At 68.8% G+C, this 25,064-nt stretch carries 30 protein-coding genes; 21 read left to right on the top strand and 9 right to left on the bottom strand.

Annotated features, from left to right (window positions below; all coding sequences use genetic code 11):
• Positions 1–22: 22 nt before the first annotated feature.
• Positions 23–571: a PaaI family thioesterase gene (locus EA796_RS08665; protein ID WP_122108315.1), complete on the top strand. Its 549-nt coding sequence runs from the start codon at positions 23–25 to the stop codon at positions 569–571.
• Between the two features lie 77 nt (positions 572–648).
• A complete protein-coding gene (locus EA796_RS08660) occupies positions 649–1,224 on the top strand; it encodes a TetR/AcrR family transcriptional regulator (protein WP_122108314.1) in 576 nt (191 codons plus the stop codon).
• A 26-nt stretch (positions 1,225–1,250) separates the two neighbouring features.
• Here the strand turns inward: EA796_RS08660 and EA796_RS08655 are convergent, their stop codons facing one another.
• Complete coding sequence (locus EA796_RS08655) at positions 1,251–2,045, bottom strand: SDR family oxidoreductase (protein WP_122108313.1); 795 nt, start codon at positions 2,043–2,045, stop codon at positions 1,251–1,253.
• Positions 2,046–2,385: 340 nt separating this feature from the next.
• Here EA796_RS08655 and EA796_RS08650 point away from each other — a divergent pair, with 340 nt between their 5' ends.
• From EA796_RS08650 to EA796_RS08635, 4 genes are all read left to right on the top strand, one after another.
• Positions 2,386–3,192, top strand: a complete 807-nt coding sequence (locus EA796_RS08650; RefSeq protein WP_122108312.1) for an outer membrane protein OmpK — start codon at positions 2,386–2,388, stop codon at positions 3,190–3,192.
• A 70-nt stretch (positions 3,193–3,262) separates the two neighbouring features.
• The gene (locus EA796_RS08645) at positions 3,263–4,027 is read left to right on the top strand and encodes a phytanoyl-CoA dioxygenase family protein (protein ID WP_122108311.1); all 765 of its coding nucleotides are present in this window, start codon (positions 3,263–3,265) and stop codon (positions 4,025–4,027) included.
• An 86-nt stretch (positions 4,028–4,113) separates the two neighbouring features.
• Positions 4,114–4,962 (top strand): EamA family transporter, encoded by an 849-nt coding sequence (locus EA796_RS08640; RefSeq protein WP_122108310.1) that lies wholly within the window; start codon positions 4,114–4,116, stop codon positions 4,960–4,962.
• Between the two features lie 54 nt (positions 4,963–5,016).
• Positions 5,017–5,490 carry an LEA type 2 family protein gene (locus tag EA796_RS08635; RefSeq protein ID WP_122108354.1) on the top strand — a complete coding sequence of 158 codons (474 nt, stop codon included), beginning with the start codon at positions 5,017–5,019 and terminating at the stop codon, positions 5,488–5,490.
• Positions 5,491–5,560: 70 nt separating this feature from the next.
• On the opposite strand, the gene EA796_RS08630 is transcribed toward EA796_RS08635, so the two are convergent.
• Together EA796_RS08630 and EA796_RS08625 are read right to left on the bottom strand one after the other, a co-directional pair.
• Positions 5,561–5,977 carry a CBS domain-containing protein gene (locus EA796_RS08630; RefSeq protein ID WP_021443489.1) on the bottom strand — a complete coding sequence of 139 codons (417 nt, stop codon included), beginning with the start codon at positions 5,975–5,977 and terminating at the stop codon, positions 5,561–5,563.
• Between the two features lie 128 nt (positions 5,978–6,105).
• Positions 6,106–6,885, bottom strand: coding sequence for a gamma-glutamyl-gamma-aminobutyrate hydrolase family protein (locus tag EA796_RS08625; protein WP_122108309.1), 780 nt, complete (start codon positions 6,883–6,885; stop codon positions 6,106–6,108).
• 456 nt (positions 6,886–7,341) lie between these two features.
• Here EA796_RS08625 and EA796_RS08620 point away from each other — a divergent pair, with 456 nt between their 5' ends.
• From EA796_RS08620 to EA796_RS08610, 3 genes are all read left to right on the top strand, one after another.
• Complete coding sequence (locus EA796_RS08620; protein WP_122108308.1) at positions 7,342–7,683, top strand: zinc ribbon domain-containing protein YjdM; 342 nt, start codon at positions 7,342–7,344, stop codon at positions 7,681–7,683.
• Between the two features lie 65 nt (positions 7,684–7,748).
• The gene (locus EA796_RS08615) at positions 7,749–8,459 is read left to right on the top strand and encodes an ABC transporter substrate-binding protein (RefSeq protein WP_122108307.1); all 711 of its coding nucleotides are present in this window, start codon (positions 7,749–7,751) and stop codon (positions 8,457–8,459) included.
• A 143-nt stretch (positions 8,460–8,602) separates the two neighbouring features.
• Positions 8,603–8,959 carry a hypothetical protein gene (locus tag EA796_RS08610; protein ID WP_021443493.1) on the top strand — a complete coding sequence of 119 codons (357 nt, stop codon included), beginning with the start codon at positions 8,603–8,605 and terminating at the stop codon, positions 8,957–8,959.
• A 76-nt stretch (positions 8,960–9,035) separates the two neighbouring features.
• On the opposite strand, the gene EA796_RS08605 is transcribed toward EA796_RS08610, so the two are convergent.
• The 3 genes from EA796_RS08605 to EA796_RS08595 form a co-directional block, all read right to left on the bottom strand.
• On the bottom strand, positions 9,036–10,367 hold the full coding sequence (locus EA796_RS08605) for an MFS transporter (protein WP_021443494.1): 1,332 nt from the start codon (positions 10,365–10,367) through the stop codon (positions 9,036–9,038).
• A gap of 151 nt (positions 10,368–10,518) precedes the next feature.
• On the bottom strand, positions 10,519–11,541 hold the full coding sequence (hemH, locus tag EA796_RS08600; protein WP_122108306.1) for a ferrochelatase: 1,023 nt from the start codon (positions 11,539–11,541) through the stop codon (positions 10,519–10,521).
• Between the two features lie 12 nt (positions 11,542–11,553).
• The gene (locus EA796_RS08595) at positions 11,554–12,456 is read right to left on the bottom strand and encodes a TIGR01777 family oxidoreductase (protein ID WP_122108305.1); all 903 of its coding nucleotides are present in this window, start codon (positions 12,454–12,456) and stop codon (positions 11,554–11,556) included.
• A gap of 203 nt (positions 12,457–12,659) precedes the next feature.
• On the opposite strand from EA796_RS08595, the gene EA796_RS08590 reads away from it, so the two are divergent.
• From EA796_RS08590 to EA796_RS08535, 12 genes are all read left to right on the top strand, one after another.
• Positions 12,660–13,646, top strand: coding sequence for an NAD(P)/FAD-dependent oxidoreductase (locus EA796_RS08590; RefSeq protein ID WP_122108304.1), 987 nt, complete (start codon positions 12,660–12,662; stop codon positions 13,644–13,646).
• Complete coding sequence (locus EA796_RS08585) at positions 13,643–13,867, top strand: TIGR02450 family Trp-rich protein (protein WP_021444930.1); 225 nt, start codon at positions 13,643–13,645, stop codon at positions 13,865–13,867. Before EA796_RS08590 ends, EA796_RS08585 begins: the two co-directional genes overlap by 4 nt.
• Positions 13,868–14,040: 173 nt before the next feature.
• Positions 14,041–14,991, top strand: a complete 951-nt coding sequence (locus EA796_RS08580) for a DUF523 and DUF1722 domain-containing protein (protein ID WP_122108303.1) — start codon at positions 14,041–14,043, stop codon at positions 14,989–14,991.
• Entirely contained in the window at positions 14,981–15,946 is a 966-nt protein-coding gene (locus EA796_RS08575; RefSeq protein ID WP_122108302.1) for a MerR family transcriptional regulator, read from the top strand. The genes EA796_RS08580 and EA796_RS08575 overlap by 11 nt, the downstream gene beginning before the upstream one ends.
• On the top strand, positions 15,934–17,370 hold the full coding sequence (gene phrB / locus EA796_RS08570) for a deoxyribodipyrimidine photo-lyase (protein WP_122108301.1): 1,437 nt from the start codon (positions 15,934–15,936) through the stop codon (positions 17,368–17,370). The genes EA796_RS08575 and phrB overlap by 13 nt, the downstream gene beginning before the upstream one ends.
• On the top strand, positions 17,367–17,789 hold the full coding sequence (locus EA796_RS08565) for a nuclear transport factor 2 family protein (protein ID WP_122108300.1): 423 nt from the start codon (positions 17,367–17,369) through the stop codon (positions 17,787–17,789). The genes phrB and EA796_RS08565 overlap by 4 nt, the downstream gene beginning before the upstream one ends.
• The gene (locus tag EA796_RS08560; RefSeq protein ID WP_122108299.1) at positions 17,786–18,553 is read left to right on the top strand and encodes an SDR family oxidoreductase; all 768 of its coding nucleotides are present in this window, start codon (positions 17,786–17,788) and stop codon (positions 18,551–18,553) included. Before EA796_RS08565 ends, EA796_RS08560 begins: the two co-directional genes overlap by 4 nt.
• Positions 18,550–19,797: an NAD(P)/FAD-dependent oxidoreductase gene (locus tag EA796_RS08555; protein WP_122108298.1), complete on the top strand. Its 1,248-nt coding sequence runs from the start codon at positions 18,550–18,552 to the stop codon at positions 19,795–19,797. The genes EA796_RS08560 and EA796_RS08555 overlap by 4 nt, the downstream gene beginning before the upstream one ends.
• Positions 19,797–20,597, top strand: coding sequence for a DUF1365 domain-containing protein (locus tag EA796_RS08550; RefSeq protein WP_122108297.1), 801 nt, complete (start codon positions 19,797–19,799; stop codon positions 20,595–20,597). Before EA796_RS08555 ends, EA796_RS08550 begins: the two co-directional genes overlap by 1 nt.
• Complete coding sequence (locus EA796_RS08545; RefSeq protein WP_122108296.1) at positions 20,584–21,858, top strand: cyclopropane-fatty-acyl-phospholipid synthase family protein; 1,275 nt, start codon at positions 20,584–20,586, stop codon at positions 21,856–21,858. The genes EA796_RS08550 and EA796_RS08545 overlap by 14 nt, the downstream gene beginning before the upstream one ends.
• The gene (locus EA796_RS08540; protein WP_122108295.1) at positions 21,851–22,378 is read left to right on the top strand and encodes a DUF2878 domain-containing protein; all 528 of its coding nucleotides are present in this window, start codon (positions 21,851–21,853) and stop codon (positions 22,376–22,378) included. Before EA796_RS08545 ends, EA796_RS08540 begins: the two co-directional genes overlap by 8 nt.
• 136 nt (positions 22,379–22,514) lie before the next feature.
• Entirely contained in the window at positions 22,515–22,826 is a 312-nt protein-coding gene (locus EA796_RS08535) for a YkgJ family cysteine cluster protein (RefSeq protein ID WP_021443347.1), read from the top strand.
• 84 nt (positions 22,827–22,910) lie between these two features.
• On the opposite strand, the gene EA796_RS08530 is transcribed toward EA796_RS08535, so the two are convergent.
• From EA796_RS08530 to EA796_RS08520, 3 genes are all read right to left on the bottom strand, one after another.
• Positions 22,911–23,426, bottom strand: coding sequence for an acyloxyacyl hydrolase (locus EA796_RS08530; protein ID WP_031302943.1), 516 nt, complete (start codon positions 23,424–23,426; stop codon positions 22,911–22,913).
• A 100-nt stretch (positions 23,427–23,526) separates the two neighbouring features.
• The gene (gene murI, locus EA796_RS08525; RefSeq protein WP_122108353.1) at positions 23,527–24,315 is read right to left on the bottom strand and encodes a glutamate racemase; all 789 of its coding nucleotides are present in this window, start codon (positions 24,313–24,315) and stop codon (positions 23,527–23,529) included.
• Positions 24,305–25,063, bottom strand: a complete 759-nt coding sequence (locus EA796_RS08520; protein WP_122108294.1) for a molybdopterin-synthase adenylyltransferase MoeB — start codon at positions 25,061–25,063, stop codon at positions 24,305–24,307. The genes murI and EA796_RS08520 overlap by 11 nt, the downstream gene beginning before the upstream one ends.
• Between the last annotated feature and the right edge of the window lies 1 nt (position 25,064).

Below are 25,064 nucleotides of genomic sequence, written 5' to 3'. Positions count from 1 at the left end.
ATCATAAAATTGGGAGACCCGCATGAACCCGCAAGACCGCGATACCCGTCTGGCCGCCTGGCACGCCGAAGAACAGGCGCTGCGCGCCAATCTCGCCGCCCCCGGCACCCTGGCCCTGGCCGAGGTGGCCAGCATGGCGCCCATGGACTTCTTCGACCGCATCGGCCGCGGCGAGCTGCCCAGCCCGCCCTTCGGCCAGCTGCTGGATTTCGTGCCGCTGCAGTGGGCCAGCGGTCGTTTCGTCTTCCAGGGCACGCCCGATGCGCGTCACTACAACCCACTGGGCAGCGTGCACGGCGGCTATATCGCCACCCTGCTCGACTCCTGCATGGGCTGCGCGGTGCACACCCTGCTCAAGCGGGGCCAGGGCTACACCACCAGCGACCTGCGCGTCAGCTATATCCGTGCCCTGCGCAGCGGCGCCGGCCCGGTACGCGCCGAGGGCCGCATCATCCACCTCGGCCGCTCCACCGCGCTGGCCGAAGGACGCCTGTACGACGTCGACGAGCGCCTCTACGCCATGGCCTCCACTACCTGCCTGATTCTCGATATGGCGCCGCCGGCGCCCTGAGTGCACAACGCGGTCGCGCCAAGGCGCGGCCGCGGGTGTAAGATGACAGCCAACATCTGAATCATCCGGAGCACCCCATGCGCTATTCGGAAGACCACAAGGCCAAGACCCACCAACGCATCATCGACGAGGCCGCGCTGCGCTTTCGCCGCGACGGCATCGGCGCCACCGGCCTGCAGCCGCTGATGAAGGCCCTGGGCCTGACCCACGGCGGCTTCTACGCCCACTTCAAGTCCAAGGACGAGCTGGTGGAGACCGCCCTGCGCCATGCCGTGCAGGACCTTGCCAGCAACACCGAACAGCAGGCCGAGAAGTCCGAGGCGCCGCTGCCGCGCTTTATCGCCAGCTACCTGTCCAGCGCGCACCGCGCCAACCCCGGCGCCGGCTGCCCGCTGCCGACCATGTCGGCCGAGCTGGGCCAGCGCGGCGAGGCCAGCGAGATCACCGACGCGCTGATCCGCAATCGCCTGGCGCTGATCGAAGAAAACCTCAAGGGCGACGACGCCGCCGAGCAGAGCGTGCTGCTGCTCTCGGCCATGGTCGGCGCCCTGCTGCTGTCGCGCAGCGTCAAGGACCCCGAGCTGTCCGACCGCCTGCTGAAGACCACCCGCCGCCTGCTGATCGAGCAGGCGCAGGACGCCCAGCAACAATAGGGGCGCCTGACCGGCGCCCCGCGCGCTTATTTGTAGCGCGCCGCCGCCTGGCTGTGCGACAGGTTCGGCCCCAGCGCCGCGCGGGCGGCGACGAAGGCGTCCCAGTCGGCGGCATCCGGCAGCGAGGGGATGGTCACCAGCTCGCCCTGATCGAAACCGGCCAGCGCCGCGTCGACCATCTCGCCCACCTCCATGATCATCGACGGCGGCAGCGCCGAGGCATCGGTGCCGCTGCGCTCCCAGATCTCGGTGCGGGTCACCCCCGGCAACACCGCCTGCAGTTGCACGCCCGAGCCACGCAGTTCGCCGGCCAGGGTCTGGGTCAGGCTCAGCACATAGGCCTTGGTGGCGCTGTACACGGCGTTGAACATCTCCGGCGCCAGCGCCACCACCGAGCCGATATTGACGATGGCGCCACGCCCGGCCTGGCCGAAGCTGGCGGCCGCGGCGGCGGCCAGATGGGTCAGGGCCACCACGTTGAGCTGGATCATCGCGTCCACCTGTTCCAGGTCGGCGCCGGCCAGCGGCCCGTTCATCGCCACCCCGGCATTGTTCACCAGCAGGCCGATGCGCGCGTCCTCGCGCAGGCGCTGCGCCACCTTGCGCACGTCGGCCGGCACGGTCAGGTCAGCCGGCATCACCTCGACGGCGACGCCGTACTCGCCGCCCAGGCGCTCGGCCAGGGCCTGCAGGCGCTGGGCGTCGCGCGCCACCAGCAGCAGGTCGTGACCACGCCGAGCCAGACGCTCGGCATAGGTGGCACCGATGCCGGAAGAGGCGCCGGTGATCAGGGCGGTGGCGGGTTTGCTTGCAGCGTTCATAGCGTTCTCCATGAAGAGGTTTGAGCGGGCCAGTTAGATTACGACCATAATCTTAATCACCTATATGAACCTCGCCATACTGCTCGTCAATGGCCTTTCCACTCCAGCCGACCAATGACCGCCACGGCCGTGCGCACCAACTTATGGCCGTTTCTGTCCCAGCGGTCAGCAAAAGGTGCACGAACGGCCGCCATCCTGCGCCGAAATGCAAGCCATCCGATTGATTTGCAAGGTCTATCGCCAATCACGAGAATTGGCGCCGTTTTTGCTCTAGCTGCACCAGCCTGACCAAGCAGACAGGTTTACAACCATAACGACACGCTACACACCAGGAGCCTTCATGAACCGCACCCTTTCTTCGCTGATCCTCGCCGGCGGCCTGCTGGCAGGCGGCCAGGCCGCCGCCGGCGACCTGCTGCACTGGCAGGACAACAGCCTGACCTACCTCTACGGCCAGGACTTCAAGATCGACCCGGAGATCCAGCAGACCGTCACCTTCGAGCACGCCAGCGGCTGGAGCTTCGGCGACCTGTTCATCTTCGTCGACGCGATCAAGTACAACACCGACGCCCGCAACGGCGCCGGCGACGGCCATACCTTCTACGGCGAGTTCAGCCCGCGCTTCTCCCTGGGCAAGCTCAGCGGCGCCGACCTGTCGTTCGGCCCGCTCAAGGACGTGCTGATCGCCACCACCTACGAGTTCGGCGAGGACGACGTCGAGTCCTACCTGATCGGCCCGGGCTTCGACCTGGCCATCCCCGGCTTCGACTACTTCCAGCTCAACACCTACCTGCGCACCACCGATGGCAGCCGTCCCGGCGACAACGTCTGGCAGATCACCCCGGTGTGGAGCTACACCATCCCGGTCGGCGAGTCCGACATCCTCATCGACGGTTTCATGGACTGGGTGGTGGACAACGACGAGAACAGCCGCGGCGACTACCACGCCAACCTGCACTTCAACCCGCAGATCAAGTACGACCTGGGCAAGGCGCTGAAGTGGGGCGAGAAGCAGCTGTACGTCGGCATCGAGTACGACTACTGGAAGAACAAGTACGGCATCAAGGACGGCGGCTTCGTCAGCGCCAACTTCGTCGGCCCGACCGACCAGAACACCGCCAGCCTGCTGGTCAAGGCGCACTTCTAAGCACCACCGAGGACTGGGCAACGCCGCTTGCGAGTGCCAGCATGCTCTGGTCACCTTCGGGAGCGGCGCCATGTCCGAGCTCATCGCCAGCCACACCGCCGAACGGCTGCAGGCCCTGCACCAGCAGGGCTTCGTCCTGCTGCCCGGGGTGCTGGAGGCGCCGCGCATCGCCGCGCTGCGCACCGCCATTGATGCCCTGCGTCCCATCCACTGGGACTACCAGGGCAGCCTCGACCACTACAAGTGCCTGTTCAACCGCGACCCGTTCTGGCTGCCCTACCTCGACCTGCCGCAGGTGATCGAGCTGGCCGAAGCGGCGCTGGGCGAGGATTGCCACGTGATCGGCCAGACCGCCTGGCGCTGCCACCCCGGCTTCGTCGGCAGCGAGCTGCACCTGGATCATCTGCCGATGGCGCTGCCGCCGAGCCTGCTGGACGATCCCGCCTTCGAGCTGCCGATGCAGATCTGCACCGCCCAGCTCTATCTCGACGACATCGACGCCGAGCTGGCCCCGACCCGGGTAATCCCCGGCAGCCACCGCGCCGGCCGGCCGCCCGCTGCCGGCGAGCGTCACTGGCGTGGCCGCGAGCCCGAGCCGATCTTCTGCCGCGCCGGCGATCTGCTGTTCTTTCGCAGCGAGCTGTGGCACGCCGGCAGTCCCAACCTGAGCCGCACGCGCAGCCGCTATCTGCTGCAGATCCATTACGGCCGGCGCATGGTGGCGCAGAAGTTCTCGCCCTACCTGCACTTTCGCTTCGACCCGGCGGTGCTGGCCGCCTGTACCCCGCGCCAGCGGCGCCTGCTCGGCGATCACGCCGAGGCCGAGTACGACTGAGCGCCGACGCAGTTGCGACCTTCGGCCAATCCCATCCATCGCTGCGCTGTGCTTAGCTGGCGGTCACGCCCGCACAAGGATGGCCGATGCCCCCGCGTATCCTGCTGCTCACTGCCCTGGCCATGCTGGCCTTCGCCGGCAACTCGCTGCTGTGCCGCCTGGCCCTGCGCGAGACGGCCATCGACGCTGCCAGTTTCACCGCCATTCGTCTCGCTTGCGGGGCGCTGACGCTCTGGCTGCTGCTGCGCCTGCGCACGGTGCGCCAGCCCATGGCCGGCAACTGGCCGGGGGCGCTGGCGCTGTTCGCCTACGCCGCGGCCTTCTCCTTCGCCTACCTGCAGCTGGACACCGGCGTCGGCGCCCTGCTGCTGTTCGGCGCGGTGCAACTGAGCATGCTGCTCTGGGGCCTGTGGCGCGGCGAACGCCTGGGCCTGGCGGCCAGCCTCGGCACCGCCCTGGCGGCCGGCGGTCTGCTTGCGCTGCTGCTACCCGGCGCCAGCGCGCCGCCGCTGGCGGCCGCCCTGCTGATGCTGCTGGCCGGTATCGCCTGGGGCGGCTATTCGCTGCTCGGCCGTGGCCAGGGCGACCCGCTGGCGGTGACCGCCGGCAATTTCCTGCGCGCCGCACCGCTGGCCCTGCTCCTGGCCCTGACGCTGCTGCCGCGGTTGAGCTGGGACGGCGCGGGGCTGTGCTACGCCCTGCTGTCCGGCGCGCTGACCTCGGGCGTCGGCTACGCCATCTGGTACAGCGCCCTGCCCGGCCTGCGCGCCAGCCAGGCCGCCACCGTGCAGCTCAGCGTGCCGATCCTCGCCGCCCTCGGCGGCGCCCTGCTGCTCGGCGAAGCGCTGAGCCTGCGTCTGCTGCTCAGCGCCGGCGCGGTACTCGGCGGCATCGCCCTGGTGCTCGGCAGTCGGCAACGCAGGGCCGGGAGCTAAAGCGGCTGGCGACGGTCTTCTATGCTGTAGCCAATGCTCATCCGGAAGATCGCCATGCCCCGTCTGTTTCGCCTCTGTTTTATCCTGCTGCTCGCCCTGGGCCTGGGCGCCTGCGCCAGCCTGGGCCAGCACGACCCGCTGCGCATCGACCTGGCCGGGCTGGACCCCTTGCCCGGCCAGGGCCTGGAGATGCGCTTCGCGGTCAAGCTGCGGGTGCAGAATCCCAACGACAGCGCGGTGGACTTCGACGGCGTGGCGCTGGAGCTGGAGGTCAACGGCCAGCCGCTGGCCAGCGGCGTGAGCGACCAGCGCGGCAGCGTGCCGCGCTTCGGCGAGACCCTGATCAGCGTGCCGGTGAGCATTTCCGCCTTCTCCGCCATGCGCCAGGCCTGGGGCGCCACCGACTACCGCCCGGGCCAGGGCCTACCCTACGTGCTGCGCGGCAAGCTGGCCGGCGGCCTGTTCGGCACCCGCCGGTTCAGCGACAGCGGCACTCTGGACTGGCCGGAGCCGCCGCGCGTCTACTGACAGGCCGCGCACGCCAACCCTTTTGGTGCACCCACTCGGCGCCGCTGCACCAAGACGGCTCGCCTGCGCCTCAGGCCGCCTGAGCCCGGCCCTGCAGCAGCTTGTCCAGCTGCTGCAGCAGATGGCGACGGCTGATCACCCCGAGCACCCGGCCACCGGCGTCGACCACCGGGTAGTTCTTCGGCTTGTCGCCGAGCATCTGCTGCACCAGTGCCATGGGGTCCATGTCGGCGCGCACGCTGAGCACGTCGCGGCGCATGATGTCGCCGACCGTGGCCACCCGCTGGTTGTAGTAGGCCACCTGGATCGCCACCTTCAGGCATTCCTGCTCGGACAGCCAGCCGAGCAGGCGGCCGTCGCCGTCGGTCACCGGGCCGCCGAGCAGCTCGTGGCGCATCAGTTTGGCGACCGCCTTGACCACGGGCATATCGGGATGGATGCGGGCGAAATCCCGGCTCATGCAGTCGGCGATGGAGGCAGTGATCATCGAGGTGGTCCTTGTGCGATTGGAGGAAGCGCCCGGGGACATGGCCCGGACGCTCAGCCGCTAGCAAGTTCCACGCCCTTTCCTGACAGATCGACGCAGGACGCGCCGGGAACCGCCTCTTGGAGGGCTCAGTTCTGTTCGGCGACGCGGCGCCGGCAGGCCTCGCCGAAGGCCTGGAAGATCTTCACCGAGTCGGGGTTGGCGGCGGCGCGCCATTCCGGGTGCCACTGCACTGCCAGCAGGAAGGGCGACAGGCTGGGGGCGTGAATGGCCTCGATCAGGCCGTCCTCGGCGCTGGCCAACACTTCCAGGCCCTGGCCCAGGTTGCGGATGGCCTGGCCATGCAGGGAGTTGACGCGGATCTCCGGCTGCCCCAGCAGCTCGGCGAACCAGCTGCCGGGCACCGGGTACACCGCATGGCGCGGCGCGTACTGCACCTCCACCGGGTCGTCGGGGTTCTCCCGGTGGTCGTGGTAGCCGGGCTCGGCATAGACCTTCTGGAAGATGTCGCCGCCCAGGGCCACGTTGATCTCCTGCATGCCGCGGCAGATGCCGAAGATCGGCAGGCCGCGCGCGAGGGCGGCGCGGATCAGCGGCAGGTCGAACAGATCGCGGTCGCGATCCTGGGTCTTGTTCGGCGTCTCGTTTTCCTGGCCGTAGAGCGCCGGGTCGATATTGCTGCCGGCGCCGGTCAGGTACACGCCGTCGGCCATGTCCAGGTACTGCTCGAGGTCAGCCGTGCCGCAGCAGGTCGGCACCAGCAGCGGCACGCAGCCGGAAAGCTCGACCAGCGGCTGGATGTATTTGTGGGTCATCACTTGATAGTCGTGGCCCTTGCGCTCCTGAGCGCCCATGGACATCAACACGACGGGTTTGCGCGGGGTACTGCGGATTTTCTTGTCGGACATACGTCACCTTGGGACAGGCCGGGCCTGTCGTTGCTGTGCAGGCCGGTGGCTGTCGCCGACTGCGGCCTGTTTGGCTAACTCCGTGCACCCGGGCTCGTCCTGAGCCGGGGTGCCGCCTTCCGACGGCGGCGCGAAACCGGGCCTTGGCGACTCTGCGCAAAGGGGCGCCACAGGAGCGCCCGCCACCCGGTTCGGCAGCGGAATCTATCGCCAGTCTGCCCGAGCCGTAAAATATGTCAAACAAATAAGCGCGACATTGTCGAACAAAATGCACTCGCAGATTCCGCTTAAATGGCTTAAGTCGGCATGATTCAAGCAAAAAGCGGTGAAACCTGCCCGCCCGGCAAGTCCAATATTTTTGACATCTCCGGTGAGCCGAGCGGCGTCCTAGAGCGGCGCCCACGGGCAAAACCCTATACAATTCAGGGTCTCTCAACCCACAGTCGAGGACGTCCCTTGAGCAGCCTGCCACCTTGCCCCCAGTGCAACTCCGCATACACCTACGCTGACGGCGAGCAGCTGATCTGCCCCGAATGCGCCCATGAATGGCGGGCCGGCGACGCCGCCGGGGGCGACGAGGCGGCGCGGGCGATCAAGGATTCGGTGGGCAACCTGCTGCAGGACGGCGACAGCGTCACCGTGATCAAGGACCTCAAGGTCAAGGGCTCGTCGCTGGTGGTCAAGGTCGGCACCAAGGTGAAGAACATCCGCCTGGTCGACGGCGACCACGACATCGACTGCAAGATCGACGGCATCGGCGCGATGAAGCTCAAGTCGGAGTTCGTGCGCAAGGTCTGATCTGCCGCACGCCCTCGGGGAAAATTGGCTAGCCTGAACACAAGCCCGCCCCGAGGAGACCCGCCATGCGCCTTCTGCTGCTCGTCCTGCTGGCCCTGGCCGCGGAGCCCTGGCGGGTGGTCGGCGACGAGCAGTTCGCCCCCTACAGCTTCGTCACCGCCGAGGACGACACGCCGCGCGGGCTCGACGTCGAGCTGGTCGAGGCGGTGCTGCGCGAGGCCAGGGTCGCGCACCAGATCCGCCTCTACCCCTGGGAGCGGGTCAAGCGCATGCTCGAGCGCGGCGAGGCGCAGATGGCCTTCCAGTTCGCCGGCACGCCGCAGCGCCAGGAGCAGTACGAACTGGTCGGCCCGCTGCGCAGCGGCGCCACGGTGTTCATGACCACCGCCAAGACCGCGATCGCCGACTGGCGCACGCTGGACGACTTCGCCCCCTACGTGATCGGCCAGGTGCGCGGCTACGCCTACGAGGAGCACTTCGACCGCGCCGACCTGGCCCGTGACAGCAGCGCGCAGAACCCGCGCCAGCTGGTGTCGATGCTGCTGGCCGGACGCATCGACATCATCGTCGGCGACCGCGTGCAACTGCAGTACTTCGTCCGCGAACAGCGCGCCCAGCAGCAGGAGCGCATCCTGCCCCGCCCGCTGGTGCAGATGCCGCGCTTCGTCGCCTTCGCCAAGGGCGATATCCAGCGTGCCCGGCAGTTCTCCGAGGCGCTGGTACGGCTGCGTAAGGCCGGCACGCTGGAGCGCATCGAGCAGCGCTGGGCACAATAGCCCGAGCCAGAGCGGCACCAGTGGTTGCACCCGGCGCCCCGCGCCGGCTTTACTCAGCTTTTACAGTCGCCGGCGAAATAATTGGCGCGATGCACGGTCGAAGGGATTAACCGGAACGCTCCGGCCCTAAAGGAGGCACGCTCATGCATACGCGTATTTCCCTCGTCACCGGGCTGCTCGCCAGCCTGGCGCTGGCCGGTCCGGAGCCCGCCCAAGCCTCGGACCGCCGCGATGCGGCCATCGCCGGAGCGGTAGTCGGCGCCGTGGTCGGTGGCGTGATCGGCGCCAACAGCCGGATCTACTACGCCCCACCACCGCACGTGGTGTACTACCCGCCACCGCCGGTGTACTACGAGCCGCCGGTCTACTACCGCCCCTATACCGTGGTGGTGGGCCCGCGCTACTACGAACCCCGGCCGTATCACTACAAATCGCGCCACTATCACCACCCGCACAAGCACTGGCGCGGCCACAAGCACCATCATCGCTATCGTCGTTAAACCCGCTCGCTCTGTGAAAAAGCCGCGACTATCGCGGCTTTTTCATCATTGGTGCGCGCGGCGCCCCTTACGGGGCTCAGGCCGGGCTGGCCGCCCATTGTTCCAGGCGCACCACGCTCTCGCGGTAGGGCTTGAGGCTCTTGCCCAGCAGCACGATGGACATCAGCACCGCCAGGGTGGTGACGATCAGCAGCGAGTAGCGCAGCGCGTTGTCGTCGGCGAAGACGAAGTCGGTCACCAGCGCTACCGCGGTCGGGCCTATTCCCAGGCCGATCAGGGTGATGACGAACAGGTAGATGGCCGAGGCCTGGCCGCGCATCGAGTTGGGCATGATCTCCTGGATCGCCGCCGGCGCCACGCCGAACGGCATGCTCAGGCAGAACACCGTCGGCGCCAGCAGCACGCTGGCCCAGAAGGCGGTGTCCATCAGCGGGAACAGCAGCACCAGCGGCAGCGCGCCGAGCGCGGCGTACAGGCCGACGCGCATGTTGGCGTCGCTGCGCCCGCGCTTGGCCATCCAGTCGGCCAGGCGCCCGCCGAAGACGATGCCCAGGCAGCCGAACACCGCCACTATGCAGCCGTAGACGATGCCGACCTGACCGGCGTCCCAGCCGTAGGTGCGGATATAGAAGGTCGGCACCCAGGCCGCGCTGCCGTAGCCGGCGAAGGCCAGGCCGGCGAAGCCGAAGTTGTGCAGCAGCACGGTGCGACGGTTGGCACGGATATAGCGGCCGACATCCGCCAGCGGCACCGCCACGCCGGCGCCGGCGCCACGCCGGGCCGGCTCCTTGACCGCCAGCATGAGCAGGGTGAACAGCACCCCGGCGCCGCCGAGGATCAGGAAGATCAACTGCCAGGGGCGCACTTCGCCCAGCACCGGCAGCAACACGTTGCCCTGCGCCGAGGCGAACTGGATGACCAGCCCGCCGACCAGGAAGGCCAGCCCCGAACCGAGGTAGACGCCCATGGAGTAGACGCTGATGGCGGTGGCGCGGCGCTCGGCGGGAAAGCTGTCGGCGATCAGCGAATAGGCCGCCGGCGACAACGCCGCCTCGCCCACGCCGACGCCGATGCGGCACAGCAGGAACTGCCAGTACAGCTTGGCCATGCCGCAGGCGGCGGTGGCGGCGCTCCAGAACAGCACGCCGACGGCGATCAGCCCGCGCCGGCTGCGGGTGTCGGCGACGCGCCCGAGGGGAATGCCGCAGATGGTGTAGAACAGGGCGAAGGACAGGCCCATCAGCAGGCTCATCTGCGTGTCGTTGATCAGCAGGTCGCGGCGGATCGGTTCGACCAGCAGGTTGAGAATCTGCCGGTCGACGAAGGACAGCACGTAGGCCACCATCAGGATGGCGACAGTGACCCAGGCACGGGCACTGGAGGGATAGCCGTTATTGTTGTTATGCACGGACGCTCTCCTCGGCACCGCTGAACGCGGCGCGCGGCGGTTGAAAGTGCGTCAGCTTAGGGCGATATAAACGGCGCTGAGTATCGCTCGAAGGTGTTATCAGGCGGGCGAATGCTTCATACCCGCCAGGGCGAATGGCGCGGCGGCCGCTTCAGATGGCCAGCGGCGCACGCTCGCACAGGGTCTTCAGCGCCGCCGCCCAGTCCGGGTGGTCGTTGAGGCAAGGCACCAGCTGCAGGCTCTCGCCGCCGGCTGCAACGAACTGCTCGCGGCCGCGGTCGCCGATTTCCTCCAGGGTCTCGATGCAGTCGGCGACGAAGGCCGGGCACATCACCAGCAGCTTCTTCACCCCCTGCGCGGCCAGCTCGTCGAGGCGCGTCTCGGTGTAGGGCTCGATCCACTTGGCCCGGCCCAGGCGCGACTGGAAGCTCACCGACCACTGCTGCGGCTGCAGGCCCAGGCGCGCGGCGAACAGCTCGGCGCTGCGCAGGCACTGCGCGCGATAGCAGCCGGCGAGCACCTCGGCCGAAGCCGTGCGGCAGCAGTCGGCGCCCTTCAGGCAATGGCCGCTGGGATCGAGCTTGTGCAGGTGGCGCTCGGGCAGGCCGTGGAAGCTCAGCAGCAGGTGATCGAACGGCTGCTCCAGGTAGGGCTTGGCGCTGGCCGCCAGGGCGTCGAGGTATTCGGCTTGCTCGAAGAACGGCGGCAGGATCGACAGGCGCAGCTTCAGCCCGCGTTCGCGCAGTACCCGCTTGGTCTCTTCGATCACCGTGGTGGTGGTGCTGTCGGCGAACTGCGGGTAGAGCGGCGCCAGGGTCACCTCGCGGACGCCCTGGTCGGCCAGGCGCTGCAGGGTGGTTTCGATGGACGGCTCGCCATAGCGCATCGCCAGTTCCACCGGGCCGCGCGTCCAGTGCGCCTGCATCGCCTGCTGCAGGCGGCGGCTGAGCACGATCAGCGGCGAGCCCTCGTCCCACCAGATCGAGGCATAGGCATGCGCCGAGGCCGCCGGGCGCTTGATCAGGATCAGCGACACCAGCAGGCGGCGCAGCGGCCAGGGCAGGTCGATGACATAGGGGTCCATCAGGAACTGATTGAGGTAACGGCGGACATCGGCTACTTCGGTGGACGCGGGCGAACCCAGGTTAACCAGCAACAATGCGTGATCGGTCATGCGAAATCCTAGTCAGTGATGGCCCAGCAGATCGGCCAGGGCCACGTCCAGATGGGTGAAGCGAAAACTGAAACCCGCCTCCAGCAGGCGCGTCGGCACCGCGCGCTGGCCGCCGAGCAGCAGCTCGGACAGCTCGCCGAGGCCGGCGCGCAGGGCGAAGGCCGGCGCCGGCAGGATCGCCGGGCGATGCAGGGCCTGGCCCAGCGCCCTGGCGAACTCGGCGTTGCGCACCGGCTGCGGCGCGCACGCATTATAGGGACCCCGGGCAGCGTCTCGCTGCAAGAGAAAGTCCATCAGGGCGATTTGATCGGCGATATGCACCCAGGGCATCCACTGCCGGCCGTCGCCGAGGCGTCCGCCCAGGCCCAGCCTGAACGGCAGCAGCAGACGTTTGAGCATGCCGCCATCGGCGCTGAGCACCAGGCCGGTGCGCACCAGCACCACGCGCAGGCCCAGTTCCTCGGCGCGCAGGGCAGTCTCCTCCCAGGCGCCGCACAGCTGCGCGGCGAAATCGTCGGTGACCTGCGGCGTGTCCTCGTGCAACTCGCGCTCGCCGCCGTCGCCGTACCAGCCCACCGCCGAGCTGGACAGCAACAGCGCCGGGCGCTGGCTGCGGCCCTGCAGCCAGGCCAGCAGCTGTTCGGTCAAGCCGATGCGGCTGGCCCACAGCAGCGCCTTGCGCTTGCTGCTCCAGGGCCGGTCGGCGATGGGCGCGCCGGCCAGGTTGACCACGGCATCGAGCGGCTCCTCGGCCAGCTCCTCGAGCCGGCCGATGCCGCGCACGGTCGCGCCGCACAGGCGCTTCACCTTGTCCGGCTCGCGGCTCCAGACGGTCAGGCGGTGGCCCTGCTCGGCCCAGTAGGCGCAGAGCCCGCGGCCGATCAGGCCAGTACCGCCGGTCAGCAGGATATGCATGGCATCGTCCTCGCATGGAAATTGATGAGCTTTCACCCCTAGTCTGGTTTATGACGCGCACACGTGCCTTTATTGATGGCCGCGTTTGTCCTAAACCTAGAATAAGGAGCGACACCCGAGGCAACAGCTGTACATGAAAGCATTCTTGTATAGCTTTTGTCCAAAGCGTAGCCTGTAAAGCATTCAGAGCTGACGAGGTCACCATGAACGCACCCATCGCCATCATCGGCACCGGCATCGCGGGATTGTCCGCCGCCCAGGCCCTGCACGCCGCCGGCCAGGAGGTCCAGCTGTTCGACAAGAGTCGCGGCAGCGGGGGGCGCATGGCCAGCAAGCGCAGCGATGTCGGCAGCCTCGACCTGGGCACCCAGTACTTCACCGCGCGCGACCGCCGCTTCGTCGAGGTGGTGCAGCAGTGGCTGACCCGCGGCTGGGTCGCCGAATGGACGCCGGGCATGTACCACGCCAAGGACGGTCAGCTCAGCGCCTCGCCGGACGAACAGGTGCGCTGGGTCGGCACGCCGCGCATGAGCGCCATCACCCGCGCCCTGCTCGGCGCCCTGCCGGTGCACTTCGCCTGCCGCATCACCGAGGTGTTCCGCGGCGGCAGCCACTGGAGCCTGCAGGATGCCGAAGGCTGCAGCCACGGCCCGTTCAGCCACGTCGTCATCGCCACCCCGGCGCCGCAGGCCAGCGCCCTGCTGGCGGCCGCGCCCAAGCTGGCCGGCGCCGCCGCCAGCGTGATCATGGAGCCGACCTGGGCGGTGGCGCTGGGCTTCGACACGCCGCTGGAGACCAAGGTCGAGGGCTGCTTCGTACAGGACAGCCCGCTCGACTGGCTGGCGCGCAACCGCAGCAAGCCCGGCCGCGACAACCGCCTGGACACCTGGGTGCTGCACGCCAGCAGCGCGTGGAGCAAGCAGCACCTGGACCTGCCCAAGGACACCGTGATCGAGCAGCTGCACGGTGCCTTCGCCGAGCTGATCGGCTGCGCCGTGCCGCCGCCCAGCTTCACCCTGGCCCACCGTTGGCTCTACGCCCGTCCGGCGCAGGCCCACCAGTGGGGCGCGCTGGCCGACGCCGACCTGGGCCTGTACGCCTGCGGCGACTGGTGCCTGTCCGGCCGCGTCGAGGGTGCCTGGCTCAGCGGCCAGGACGCCGCCCGCCGCCTGCTCGAACACCTGGCATGACGCCCGCGCGGCGGCTCAATCCGCGCAAGCTGCTGCTGTCGAAATGGACCGCGGCGCAGCCGCAGAACCGCGAACGCCACTTCCTGGTCACCGAACTGATCCGCGACGAGGCCGACACCATTCTCGCCGTGGAGCTGCAGGCCGTGCTGACCCGGCGCAGCCAGCGGCTCGACTGGCGCCAGCTGCAGGACACCCAGCGCTGGCTGCAAGGCTGGCGCTGAAGCCCCTCTCTTCCCCTCCCCGCCCTGACGCCGCGCTCGCGCGGCGCTTGTCGTCACACACAAAAAGCCATACACAAGCTGTACAAAGCATTTGACTTGTACAACAGCAGACCTATGATGGACAAAAGTTGTACATGGCTAAGCCCATGTACAAGACAGTCGGAGGTCGAGCCATGCAACCGAGCAAAGCCAAACTGGGCATCAGCGCCTGCCTGCTGGGCGCCGAGGTGCGCTACAACGGCGGTCACAAGCTGTCGCGCCTGTGCAGCCGCAGCCTCGCCGAGCATTTCGAGTTCGTCCCGGTGTGCCCGGAAGTCGGCATCGGCATGCCGGTGCCGCGCCAGCCGATTCGCCTGGTGGGCGACCCGCAGGCGCCGCGCGCAGTCGGCACGGTGGAACGCTCGCACGACGTCACCGACGCCCTGGCCGCCTATGCCGAACGCATGGCCGGCGAGCTGCAGGGCATCTGCGGCTTCATCTTCATGCAGCAGTCGCCGTCCTGCGGCCTGGAGCGGGTCAAGGTCTACCAGGACGGCGGCCGCCCCAGCGAGCCGGGCCGTGGCATCTTCGCCGCGGCCTTCTGCGCCCGTCATCCCGACCTGCCGGTGGAGGAAGACGGCCGCCTCAACGACCCGGTGCTGCGCGAGAACTTCCTCACCCGCGTGTTCGCCTATGCCGAGTGGCAACGCCTGCTGCAGGAGGGCCTGACGCGCCGCGCGCTGATCGCCTTCCACTCGCGCTACAAGTACCTGCTGCTGGCCACCGACCCGCTGCAGTACAAGGCCCTCGGCCGCCTGCTCGGCGACCTCGCCCGGCACGACCTGGCCAGCCTGGCGCCGCACTATTTCAGCCAGCTAATGGCGGCGCTGAAGCGCTGCGCCACGCGCGGCACCCACAGCAACGTGCTGCAGCACCTGGCCGGCTACCTCAAGCGCGCCCTAAGCCCCGACGAGAAACAGGAGATGCAACAGCTGATCGGCCAGTACCGCGACGGCGTGGTGCCGCTGGTGGTGCCGCTGACCCTGCTCAAACATCATTTTCGCCGCCACCCGGATCGCTACATCGCCGAGCAGGTCTACCTGCAGCCGCATCCGGAACGTCTGAGTCTGCGCAATGCCCTCTGAGCCGAACGACCAGCTGCAGCGCAGCGAGGCCGCCGATCAGCTGCGCAGCGCCCTCGCCCAGGGCTACCTGCCGATTCGCGACGTGGCGCGCAGCACCGGGGTCAACGCCGTCACCCTGCGCGCCTGGGAGCGCCGCTACGGGCTGATCGTGCCGCACCGTACGGCCAAGGGTCACCGCCTCTACTCGCCGCAACACGTGGCGCGCATCCAGGCCATCCTCGGCTGGCTCGGACGCGGCGTCGCGGTGAGCCAGGTCAAGGAACTGCTGGACAGCCGCCAACCGCTGCAGCCGCCGGCCGACGGCGGCTGGCGACAATTGCGCGGCGAGCTGCTCGGGCATATCGCCCAGCTCGCCGAACGGCGCCTGGACGAAAGCTTCAACGCCGCCCTGGCGCTCTACCCGCTGCGCACCCTGGTCGAACGCCTGCTCTGGCCGCTGCTCGGCGAACTGCAGCAGCGCTGGCAGGGTCAGTTCGGCGCGCGCCTGGAACAGGTGTTCTTCTTCTCCTGGCTGCGCAGCAAGTTCGCCACGCGCATCTACCACAACAACCGTCAGGCCGGCGGTGCGCCGCTGCTGCTGGTCAACCTCGGCGACGCGCCGATGGAGCCCGGCCTGTGGCTATGCGCCTGGCTGGTCAGCGACAGCGACTGCCCGGTGGAGGTGTTCGACTGGCCGCTGCCGCCCGCCGAACTGGCCCTGGCCCTGGAGCAGATCGCCCCGCGCGCGTTGCTGCTGTACGCCGACCAGGCGCTCGACGGCGCCCTGCTGCGCCGCCAGCTGCCGCGCCTGCACCAGCAGTGCCAGATTCCACTGCTGCTGGCCGGCCCCGCCGCCCATATCCACCGCGACGTGCTGGCCGAGCTGGCGCTGGCCGCCGACCCGCTGGCCGCCCATGCCTGGCTGCAGCGCCAGGGCCTGCTCGGCCCCCTCGAGGATTCACCATGCGTCAACTGATCTGGCTGCGCAGCGACCTGCGCGTGCACGACAACAGCGCCCTGGCCAGCGCCATGGCCGCCGGCCCGACCCTGGCGCTGTACCTGCTCAGCCCCAGGCAGTGGCTGGCCCACGACGACGCACCGTGCAAAGTCGACTTCTGGCTGCGCAACCTGGTCGAACTGCAGCGTGCCTTGCAGCGGCTGAATGTGCCGCTGCTGGTGCGCCAGTGCGACGACTGGGAGCAGGCACCCGCCATCGTCGCCGAAGTCTGTCACCAGCACGCCATAGGCACGGTGCAGGTCAACGAGGAGTACGGCGTCCACGAGAGCCTGCGCGACCGCACCACCGCAGCCTACCTGGCGCAGCAGGACGTCGCCTGGCACAGCCATCTGGACCAGTTGCTGTTCAAGCCCGGCAGCGTGCTGACCCAGTCCGGCGGCTACTTCCAGGTCTACAGCCAGTTCCGCAAGGTCTGTTACCAGCGCCTACACTCCGCCCTGCCGGCGCTGCGCGCACAACCAAAGGCGCAGGCGCCGCTGGACGTGGCCAGCGACCCGCTGCCCGCCGCGGTCGCCGGTTTCGCCGCTCCGAGCGAGGCGCTGCGCGCGCTCTGGCCGGCCGGCGAAGAGCAGGCGCACAGCCGCCTGGCGCGCTTCGCCGAGGAGCGCATCGAGTTCTACCAAGAGGCGCGCGATTTTCCCGCCACCCCCGGCACCAGCCAGCTGTCGCCCTACCTGGCCGCCGGCGTGCTGTCGCCGCGCCAGTGCCTGCATGCGGCGCTGCGCGCCAACCGCGGCGAGTTCGACAGCGGCAACCCCGGCGCCGTCACCTGGATCAACGAACTGCTCTGGCGCGAGTTCTACAAGCACATCCTGGTGGGCTACCCGCGGGTCTCGATGCACCGCGCCTTCCGCCAGGAAACCGAGGCGCTGCCCTGGCGTGACGCGCCGGAAGAGCTGGCCGCCTGGCAGCAGGGCCGCACCGGCCTGCCCATAGTCGATGCCGCCATGCGCCAGCTGCGCGAGACCGGCTGGATGCACAACCGCCTGCGCATGATCGTCGCCATGTTCCTGACCAAGAACCTGCTGATCGACTGGCGCGAGGGCGAGCGCTTCTTCATGCGTCAGCTGATCGACGGCGACCTGGCGGCGAACAACGGCGGCTGGCAGTGGAGCGCCTCCACCGGCACCGACGCGGCCCCCTATTTCCGCATCTTCAACCCCATCAGCCAGTCGCAGAAGTTCGATCCCGACGGCCACTTCATCCGTCACTGGGTGCCGGAGCTGGCCGGGCTGAACAAGCGCGACATCCATGATCCGGCCGCGCTCGGCGGGCTGCTCGCCCCGGCCGGCTACCCGCGGCCGATCGTCGATCTGGCGCGCTCGCGCGAACGCGCCCTGGCCGCGTTCAAGCATCTCGGCAACCGGGAGGTGCCCGCATGAGCGATTTCCTGTCCACCTTCGGCGAACGCTTCGCCGCGCTGAACAAGGACAACCTCGAGCGGCTCGGCGAGCTGTACAGCGACGACGTGCTGTTTCGCGACCCGCTGCACGAGGTACGCGGCCTGGACGCGCTGCGCCGCTACTTCGCCGAGCTGTACGCCAATGTCGACGCGCTGCACTTCGAGTTCCACGGCTGCGACCGGGTCGACGAGGGCCAAGGCTACCTGCGCTGGACCCTGAGCTACCGCCACCCGCGCCTGGCCCGCGGCGCACCGATCCGGGTCGACGGCTGCACGCACCTGCTGTGGCGCGACAAGGTCTATCTGCACCGCGACTACTTCGACGCCGGCGCCCTGCTCTACGAGCATCTGCCCGTGCTCGGCCAGAGCATCGGCTGGCTGAAGCGGAGGCTGGCATGAAGCGTATCTGGCTGACCGGCGCCAGCAGCGGCATCGGCATCGCCCTGGCCGAGGAACTGCTGCGCGGCGGCCACCGCCTGGCCCTCAGCGCGCGCCGCAGCGGCCCGCTGCAGGAGCTGGCGATGCGCTTCCCCGAGCAGGTGCTGGTGGTACCGGGCGATCTCTGCGAGCCCGAGCAGGTGCGCGCCATCGCCCAGCGCATCGAGCAGGCCTGGGGCGCGCTGGATTGCGCCATCCTCAACGCCGGCACCTGCGAGTACCTCGACGCCCAGGCGTACGAGTCCGCCCTCATCGAGCGGGTGATACGCGCCAACCTGCTGTCGACCAGCCACTGCATCGAGGCGGCCCTGCCCCTGCTGCGCCGGGGCGAGCGGCCGCACCTGGTCGGCGTCGGCAGCTCGGTGACCTTCCTCGCCCTGCCGCGCGCCGAGGCCTACGGCGCCTCCAAGGCGGCCATGCGCTACCTGCTGGAGGCGCTGCGCATCGACCTGGCCGGCGAAGGCATCGACGTCACCCTGATCAGCCCCGGCTTCGTCGACACCCCGCTGACGCAGAAGAACGACTTCCCCATGCCCATGCGCTGGCCGGCGGCAAGGGCCGCCCGGCACATCGCCGCACGGCTGGACAAGCACCCGCTGGAAATCGCCTTTCCCGCGCCCTTTATCGTCACCCTGAAACTCCTCGGCCTGCTGCCCAAACGCCTGCGCCTGGCCATCGGCCGCCGCCTGGCGCGCAGCGAGTCCACCACCCAGGACGCCCCATGAAAATCGCCATCATCGGCAGCGGCATCGCCGGCCTGACCAGCGCCTACCTGCTCAATCGCCAGCACGAGATTCAGGTGTTCGAGGCCAGCGACTGGGTCGGCGGCCACACCCATACGGTGGACGTCGAGGTGGACGGCCGCGCGTACGCCATCGACACCGGCTTCATCGTCTTCAACGACTGGACCTACCCCAACTTCATCCGCCTGCTGGAACAGCTCGGCGTGGCCTACCAGCCCACCGAGATGAGCTTCTCGGTCAGCGATCCGGCCAGCGGCCTGGAGTACAACGGTCACGACCTCAACAGCCTGTTCGCCCAGCGCCGCAACCTGGTCTCGCCGGGATTCTGGGGCATGCTGCGCGACATCCTGCGCTTCAACCGCCAGACCCAGGACGACCTGGCCTGCGGCCGCATCGCCGCCGACACCACCCTCGGCGACTACCTCGCGCGCAACGGCTACGGCCAGCGCTTCATCGACCACTACATAGTGCCCATGGGCGCGGCGATCTGGTCGATGTCGCTGGCCGGCATGCTCGGTTTTCCGCTGCAGTTCTTCGTGCGCTTCTGCAAGAACCACGGCCTGCTGTCGATCAGCGACCGCCCGCAGTGGCAGGTGATCGCCGGCGGCTCGCGCAGCTACTTGGCGCCGCTGAGCGCCAGCTTCGCCGAGCGCATCCGGCTCAATTGCCCGGTGCAGCGGGTCGAGCGCGATGCCGGCGGCGTCACCCTGCACAGCGCCGCCGGCGCCGAGCGCTTCGACAAGGTGGTATTCGCCTGCCACAGCGACCAGGCCCTGGCCCTGCTGGCAGGGCCCAGCGCCGCCGAACAGGCCATCCTCGGCGCCCTGCCCTACGCCGACAACGAGGTGGTGCTGCATACCGATACGCGCCTGCTGCCCCGGCGCCAGCTGGCCTGGGCCAGCTGGAACTACCGCCTGGGCGGGCCGACCGATCGACCGGCAGCGGTCACCTACAACATGAACATCCTGCAGGGTATCGACAGCGATACCACCTTCTGCGTCAGCCTCAACCAGGGCGCGGCCATCGACCCGGCCAAGGTGCTCGCGCGCTTTCGCTACGCCCACCCGCAGTACAGCCTGGCCGGCATCGCCGCCCAGGCGCGCTGGGAAGAGCTGCAAGGCAGCCAGCACAGCTACTACTGCGGCGCCTACTGGGCCAACGGCTTCCACGAGGACGGCGTGCTCAGCGCGCTGCGCGTGGCCCGCGCCTTCGGCGAGGCGCTGTGATGCACAGCGCCCTGTACAGCGGCTGGGTGCAGCATCGGCGCTTCGCCCCGCGCGCGCACGCCTTCCGCTACCGCATGGGCCTGCTCTACCTCGATCTGGACGAGCAGGACGCCCTGTTCGCCCTCTCAAAGCTGGCCGGGCGCAGCCGCTGGATGCCCTTCGCCTTTCGCGAGTCCGATTACCTGCCGCAATTCACCCGCGGCGGCATGCCCCTGGCCGAGGCGGTGCGCCAGCGCGTCGAGCAGGCCATCGGCCGGCGCCCGCTGGGGCGCATCTGCCTGCTGACCCAGCCGCGCAGCTGGGGCCTGGCGTTCAACCCGGCGAGCTTCTTCTACTGCTTCGACGCCGACGAGCAACTGCTGGCGATCCTCTGCGAAGTGAGCAACACGCCCTGGCGCGAGCGCTATCACTACGTGCTGCCGGCAGCCGGCACTGGGCGGCAGCAGTTCAGCGTGGCCAAGGCCTTCCACGTCTCGCCCTTTCTGCCGCACGAGCTTGAGTACCGCATGAGCTTCAGCCCGGTGGGCGAGCGCCTGGGCATTCATATGGCCGACTGGAACGGCGAGGAAAAGCTCTTCGACGCCAGCCTCAGCCTGCAGCGCCAGCCCCTGAGCCGCGCCAGCCTGCACCGCCATCTGCTGAGTTTCCCCTGGATGACCGCCAAGACCCTCGCGGCCATCTACTGGCAGGCCCTGCGCCTGCTGCTCAAACGCGCGCCCCTGTTCGCTCACCAGGCCGCGGAAGGCGACTTCCGCGTCGCCCGCCCGCAACCGAAGGACCTGCCCTATGAAAAGCTCTAGCCTGACCTCCGCCAAAGACAGCGTGCGTGCCGGCAGCGGCCTCGGTGCCGGCCTGTTGCGCCGCGCCGTACTGCGCCAGCTGGGTCGCCTGCGCCATGGCCGGCTGACCATCCACGAGGGCGCCGAGACCCTGCACTTCGGCGACCCGCAGGCCAGCCTGCGCGGCGAAATCCGCGTGCTCGACGGCGCGGTCTGGGGCCTGGTGGCCGGCAACGGCTCGATCGGCTCGGGCGAGGCCTATATCCACGGGTACTGGAGCACCCCGGACCTGACCGCGGTGATCCGCATCTTCGTCGCCAACCTGGAGGTGCTCGACGCCATGGAGCGCGGCCTGGCGCAACTCGGCCGGCCGCTGATCCAGGGCCTGCACTGGCTCAACCGCAACACCCGCCAGGGCTCGCGGCGCAATATCGCCGCGCACTACGACCTGGGCAACGAACTGTTCGAGCAGTTCCTCGACCCGACCATGATGTATTCGGCGGCCATGTTCAAAGGCGCGGATGACAGCCTGGAGCAGGCGCAGCTCAACAAGCTGGAGCGCATCTGCCAGAAGCTGGCGCTCAGGCCATCCGACCACCTGCTGGAGATCGGCACCGGCTGGGGCAGCATGGCCATCCATGCCGCCACCCGCTACGGCTGCCGGGTGACCACCACCACCTTGTCGCGCGAGCAGCATGCCCATACCGCACGGCGCATCCGCGAGCTGGGCCTGGAGGATCGCATCACCCTGCTGCTGGAGGATTACCGCGACCTCGAGGGCCAGTACGACAAGCTGGTCTCCATCGAGATGATCGAAGCGGTCGGCCACCGTTTTCTGCCCACCTACTTCCAGCAGTGCGCGCGCCTGCTCAAGCCCGACGGGCTGATGCTGCTGCAGGCCATCACCATCCGTGATCAACGCTACGAGCAGGCTTGCAAGTCGGTGGACTTCATCCAGCGCTACATCTTCCCCGGCGGCGCGCTGCCCTCGGTACAGAAGATGCTCGACGTGGTCACCCGCCATACCGACTTCAACCTGCATCACATGGAAGATTTCGGCCTGCACTACGCGCGTACCCTGCGCCTGTGGCACGACAACCTGCGCCAGGCCCGCCAGCGCCTGGAGCAGTTGGGCTACGACGACTACTTCTACCGACTCTGGGAGTTCTACCTGTGCTATTGCGAGGGAGGCTTCCTCGAACGCACCATTGGCACCGCGCAACTGCTGCTGGCCAAGCCGGCCGCGCGGCCCGCCCCTCTGCTAGGAAACTTCGATGCCTAAACTGATCGCCAACGCCCTTCTCTTCCAGCTCGGCTGGCTGGTCTGCGTCTTCGCCGGCGACAGCCCCTGGCTGCTGCTGGTGGCAGTGATCATCGGTGTGCACCTGCTGTGGGTCAGCAGTTGGGCGGCCGAAGGCAAGCTGCTGCTCAGCGTGTTTCTCGCCGGCAGCGCGCTGGACAGTTTCCTGCTCAACCTCGGCCTGTTCGACTTCGGCGAGCCGCGCCAACTGATCCCGCTGTGGCTGGCGCTGCTCTGGCTGCTGCTGGCCAGCACCCTCAACCATTGCCTGGCCTGGACCGCGCAGCCCTGGTGGAAAGGCAGCCTGCTCGGCGCGCTGGCGGCGCCGCTGTCCTACTACGGCGGCGCGCAGATCGCCGACGTCGGCCTGCCGCTGGGCACCTGGCCGACCCTGGCCATCCTCGCCGCGGTCTGGGCGGTGGCGATGCCGGTGCTGCACGGCTTCGCCCGGCTGTATCGCGCCCAGTACGAACAGAGTCTGCGTAGCCGGCGAGCGGCGTAGATTCGGCCTTGAGATCGACGGGCGGAGCGCTGCGCGCTCGCTGTTGGGCTTCGCTACGCTCAGCGCCAACCGGCGCCGCGAACCGCTCAGCCGTCCGCACACCACGACGGCGAGCCTTGGCGTACACTGCCGCGCCATGAGCCAGACCATCCCCCACAGCCAATTGCCGAGCGAGCCCGAAGTCAGCTGCAGCACCTGCGCGGCCTGCTGCTGCCAGCTGGAAGTGATGCTGTTCGGCGACAGCGGCGTGCCGCCGCGCTATATCGATACCGACCAGTGGGGCGGCGAGGTGATGCGCCGCCTGGACGACGGCTGGTGCGCGGCGCTGGATCGCGACAGCATGCGCTGCACCATCTACGCAGTGCGCCCGCTGATCTGCCGCGAATTCGAGCTGGGTGCGGCCGAGTGCCTGGAGCAGCGCCGCGGTATCGCCGGGGCCTATCGATAACGGGGTAAACCCGTGCGCCGCGCGCCCCCAATCCCCAGGCGAGACGCGCAACGAAAAAGACCGGGACTGGCCCGGTCTTGTGGTTCAGAAGCTCAGCCGATAATGCAGGGTGTAGGCTTCGGCGCCGTCGTTGGGGTTCTTCAGGCCGGCGTTGGAGTAGTGCACCGCGCGCAGGCCGACCTCCTGGCCGGAGAAGCGCAGGCCGACGCCGATGCGGTCCTCGAACTGGAAGGACGAGCCCAGGTCGTTGTCTTCCAGCTCGGTGCTGGAGAAGGCCGCCACGCCGATGCCCGCCTCGATATAGGGGCGCACATGCTGGCCGGCGAACTCGTAGACGAACACCGGAGCGAACGACAGGCTGTGGTTGCTCGCCGTCTCGTCGCCGTCCCAGTAGGTGTACCCCAGATCCCAGTAGCCGGTCAGGCGACCGACGTCGCTCTGCAGCCAGCTGCTGCTCCAGTCCCATTGCGCCCCCAGGCGATAGACCATGGTGGAATCGCCGCTCTGGCCGATGGCAGCGGTCACGTCCGCCGCCTGTACCGCCCCCATCTGTCCCATGGACAAGGCTGCACAGGCAGCCAAAACACACAGCTTCTTCATGAATTATTCCTTCTCGAGAAGTCAGCTAGAACGAATGACCTGCACCTCAGTATAGAAGCCTTCGTTATGAGCGAAAGGCTACAAAGGTACAAAACCCCGCTCAGAATGCCCGTACTTCGGCCGTCTCGCCCAGCAGCACCGGCAATACCCGCTGCATTTGCGCAGGCGACCCGCTGCTCCAGTAACGGGTCGCCTGCGCCGGCCCGGCGGCCAGCAGCTGGCCCTGTTCGAGCAGACGCTGCAGCTGGCGCGCCACCGCCGCGCCGGTGTCGATCAGGCTCACCGAGTCCGGCACCAGACGACGCAGCAGCGGCTTGAGGAAGGGGTAATGGGTGCAGCCGAGGATCAGCGTGTCGCAGCCCTCGGCCAGCAGCGGCGCGACATAGCCCTGCAGCAGCTCGCGGGTGGCCGGCGCCTCCAGCGCGCCGGCCTCGATGCACTCCACCAGCCCCGGGCAGGGCTGGGTGATCACCCGCACGTCGCTGGCGAAGCGGTCGAGCAAGGCGGCGAACTTGGCGCTCTTCAGCGTACCGGTGGTGGCCAGCACGCCGACCACGCCGCTGCGGGTGGCCGCCGCGGCCGGCTTGACCGCCGGCTCCATGCCGACGATGGGCAGCGCCGGGTAACGCTCGCGCAGCTCGGCCACCGCCGCCACGGTGGCGGTGTTGCAGGCCAGCACCAGCGCCTTGGCGCCTTGGGCGAGGAGGAACTCGGCGATGACGCGGCTGCGCTCGCGGATGAACTCGGGGCTCTTCTCGCCGTAGGGCACGTGGCCGCTGTCGGCGACGTAGAGCAGCGACTCGTGCGGCAGCAACTGGCGAATCTCGCGCAGCACCGACAGCCCGCCGACCCCCGAGTCGAACACGCCGACCGGCGCGTTACCGGCCATCGCCACCGCCGCACACGTTGCAGGCCGGATCGCGCTTGACCCGCAGCTCGCGAAAGCGCGTGCCGAGGGCATCGATCAACAGCAGGCGGCCGACCAGCGGCTCGCCGAAGCCGGCCAGCAGCTTGAGCGCCTCCAGCGCCTGCAGGCTGCCGACCAGGCCCACCAGCGGGCCGACCACCCCGGCCTCGCTGCAGGTCAGCTCGGCCTCGCTGCCGTGGCCGTAGAGGCAGTGGTAGCAGGGGCTGGCGGCGTCGCGCGGATCGAATACCGAGAGCTGGCCTTCCAGACGGATCGCCGCGCCGGACACCAGCGGCTTGCCGGCGGCCACGCAGGCGGCGTTGACCGCCTCGCGGGTGGCGAAGTTGTCCGAGCAGTCCAGCACCAGGTCGACGCCACCGACCGCCGCAGCCAGCGAGTCGGCATCCAGCGCCTGGCGATGCGGCACCAGGCGCACCTGCGGATTGATCGCGGCCAGCCGCGCCATGACCGAATCCACCTTGGTCTGGCCGATGCTGGCGGTGTCGTGGGCGATCTGCCGCTGCAGGTTGGTCAGGTCGACGCGGTCGAAGTCGGCCAGGTGCAGCTCGCCGACGCCGGCGGCGGCCAGGTACAGCGCCACCGGCGAGCCCAGCCCGCCAAGGCCGACGATCAGCGCGCGGCTCTGCTTGAGGCGCAACTGGCCGTCGACGTCGATCTGTTTGAGGAGAATCTGCCGGCTGTAGCGCAGCAGCTCGTCGTCGCTGAGCATG

This window comes from Pseudomonas sp. AOB-7 (assembly GCF_003696305.1).
Taxonomy (GTDB): domain Bacteria; phylum Pseudomonadota; class Gammaproteobacteria; order Pseudomonadales; family Pseudomonadaceae; genus Aquipseudomonas.
Note: the sequence above shows the minus strand (reverse complement) of the source record. Positions and strands in the feature narration are given on the sequence as shown.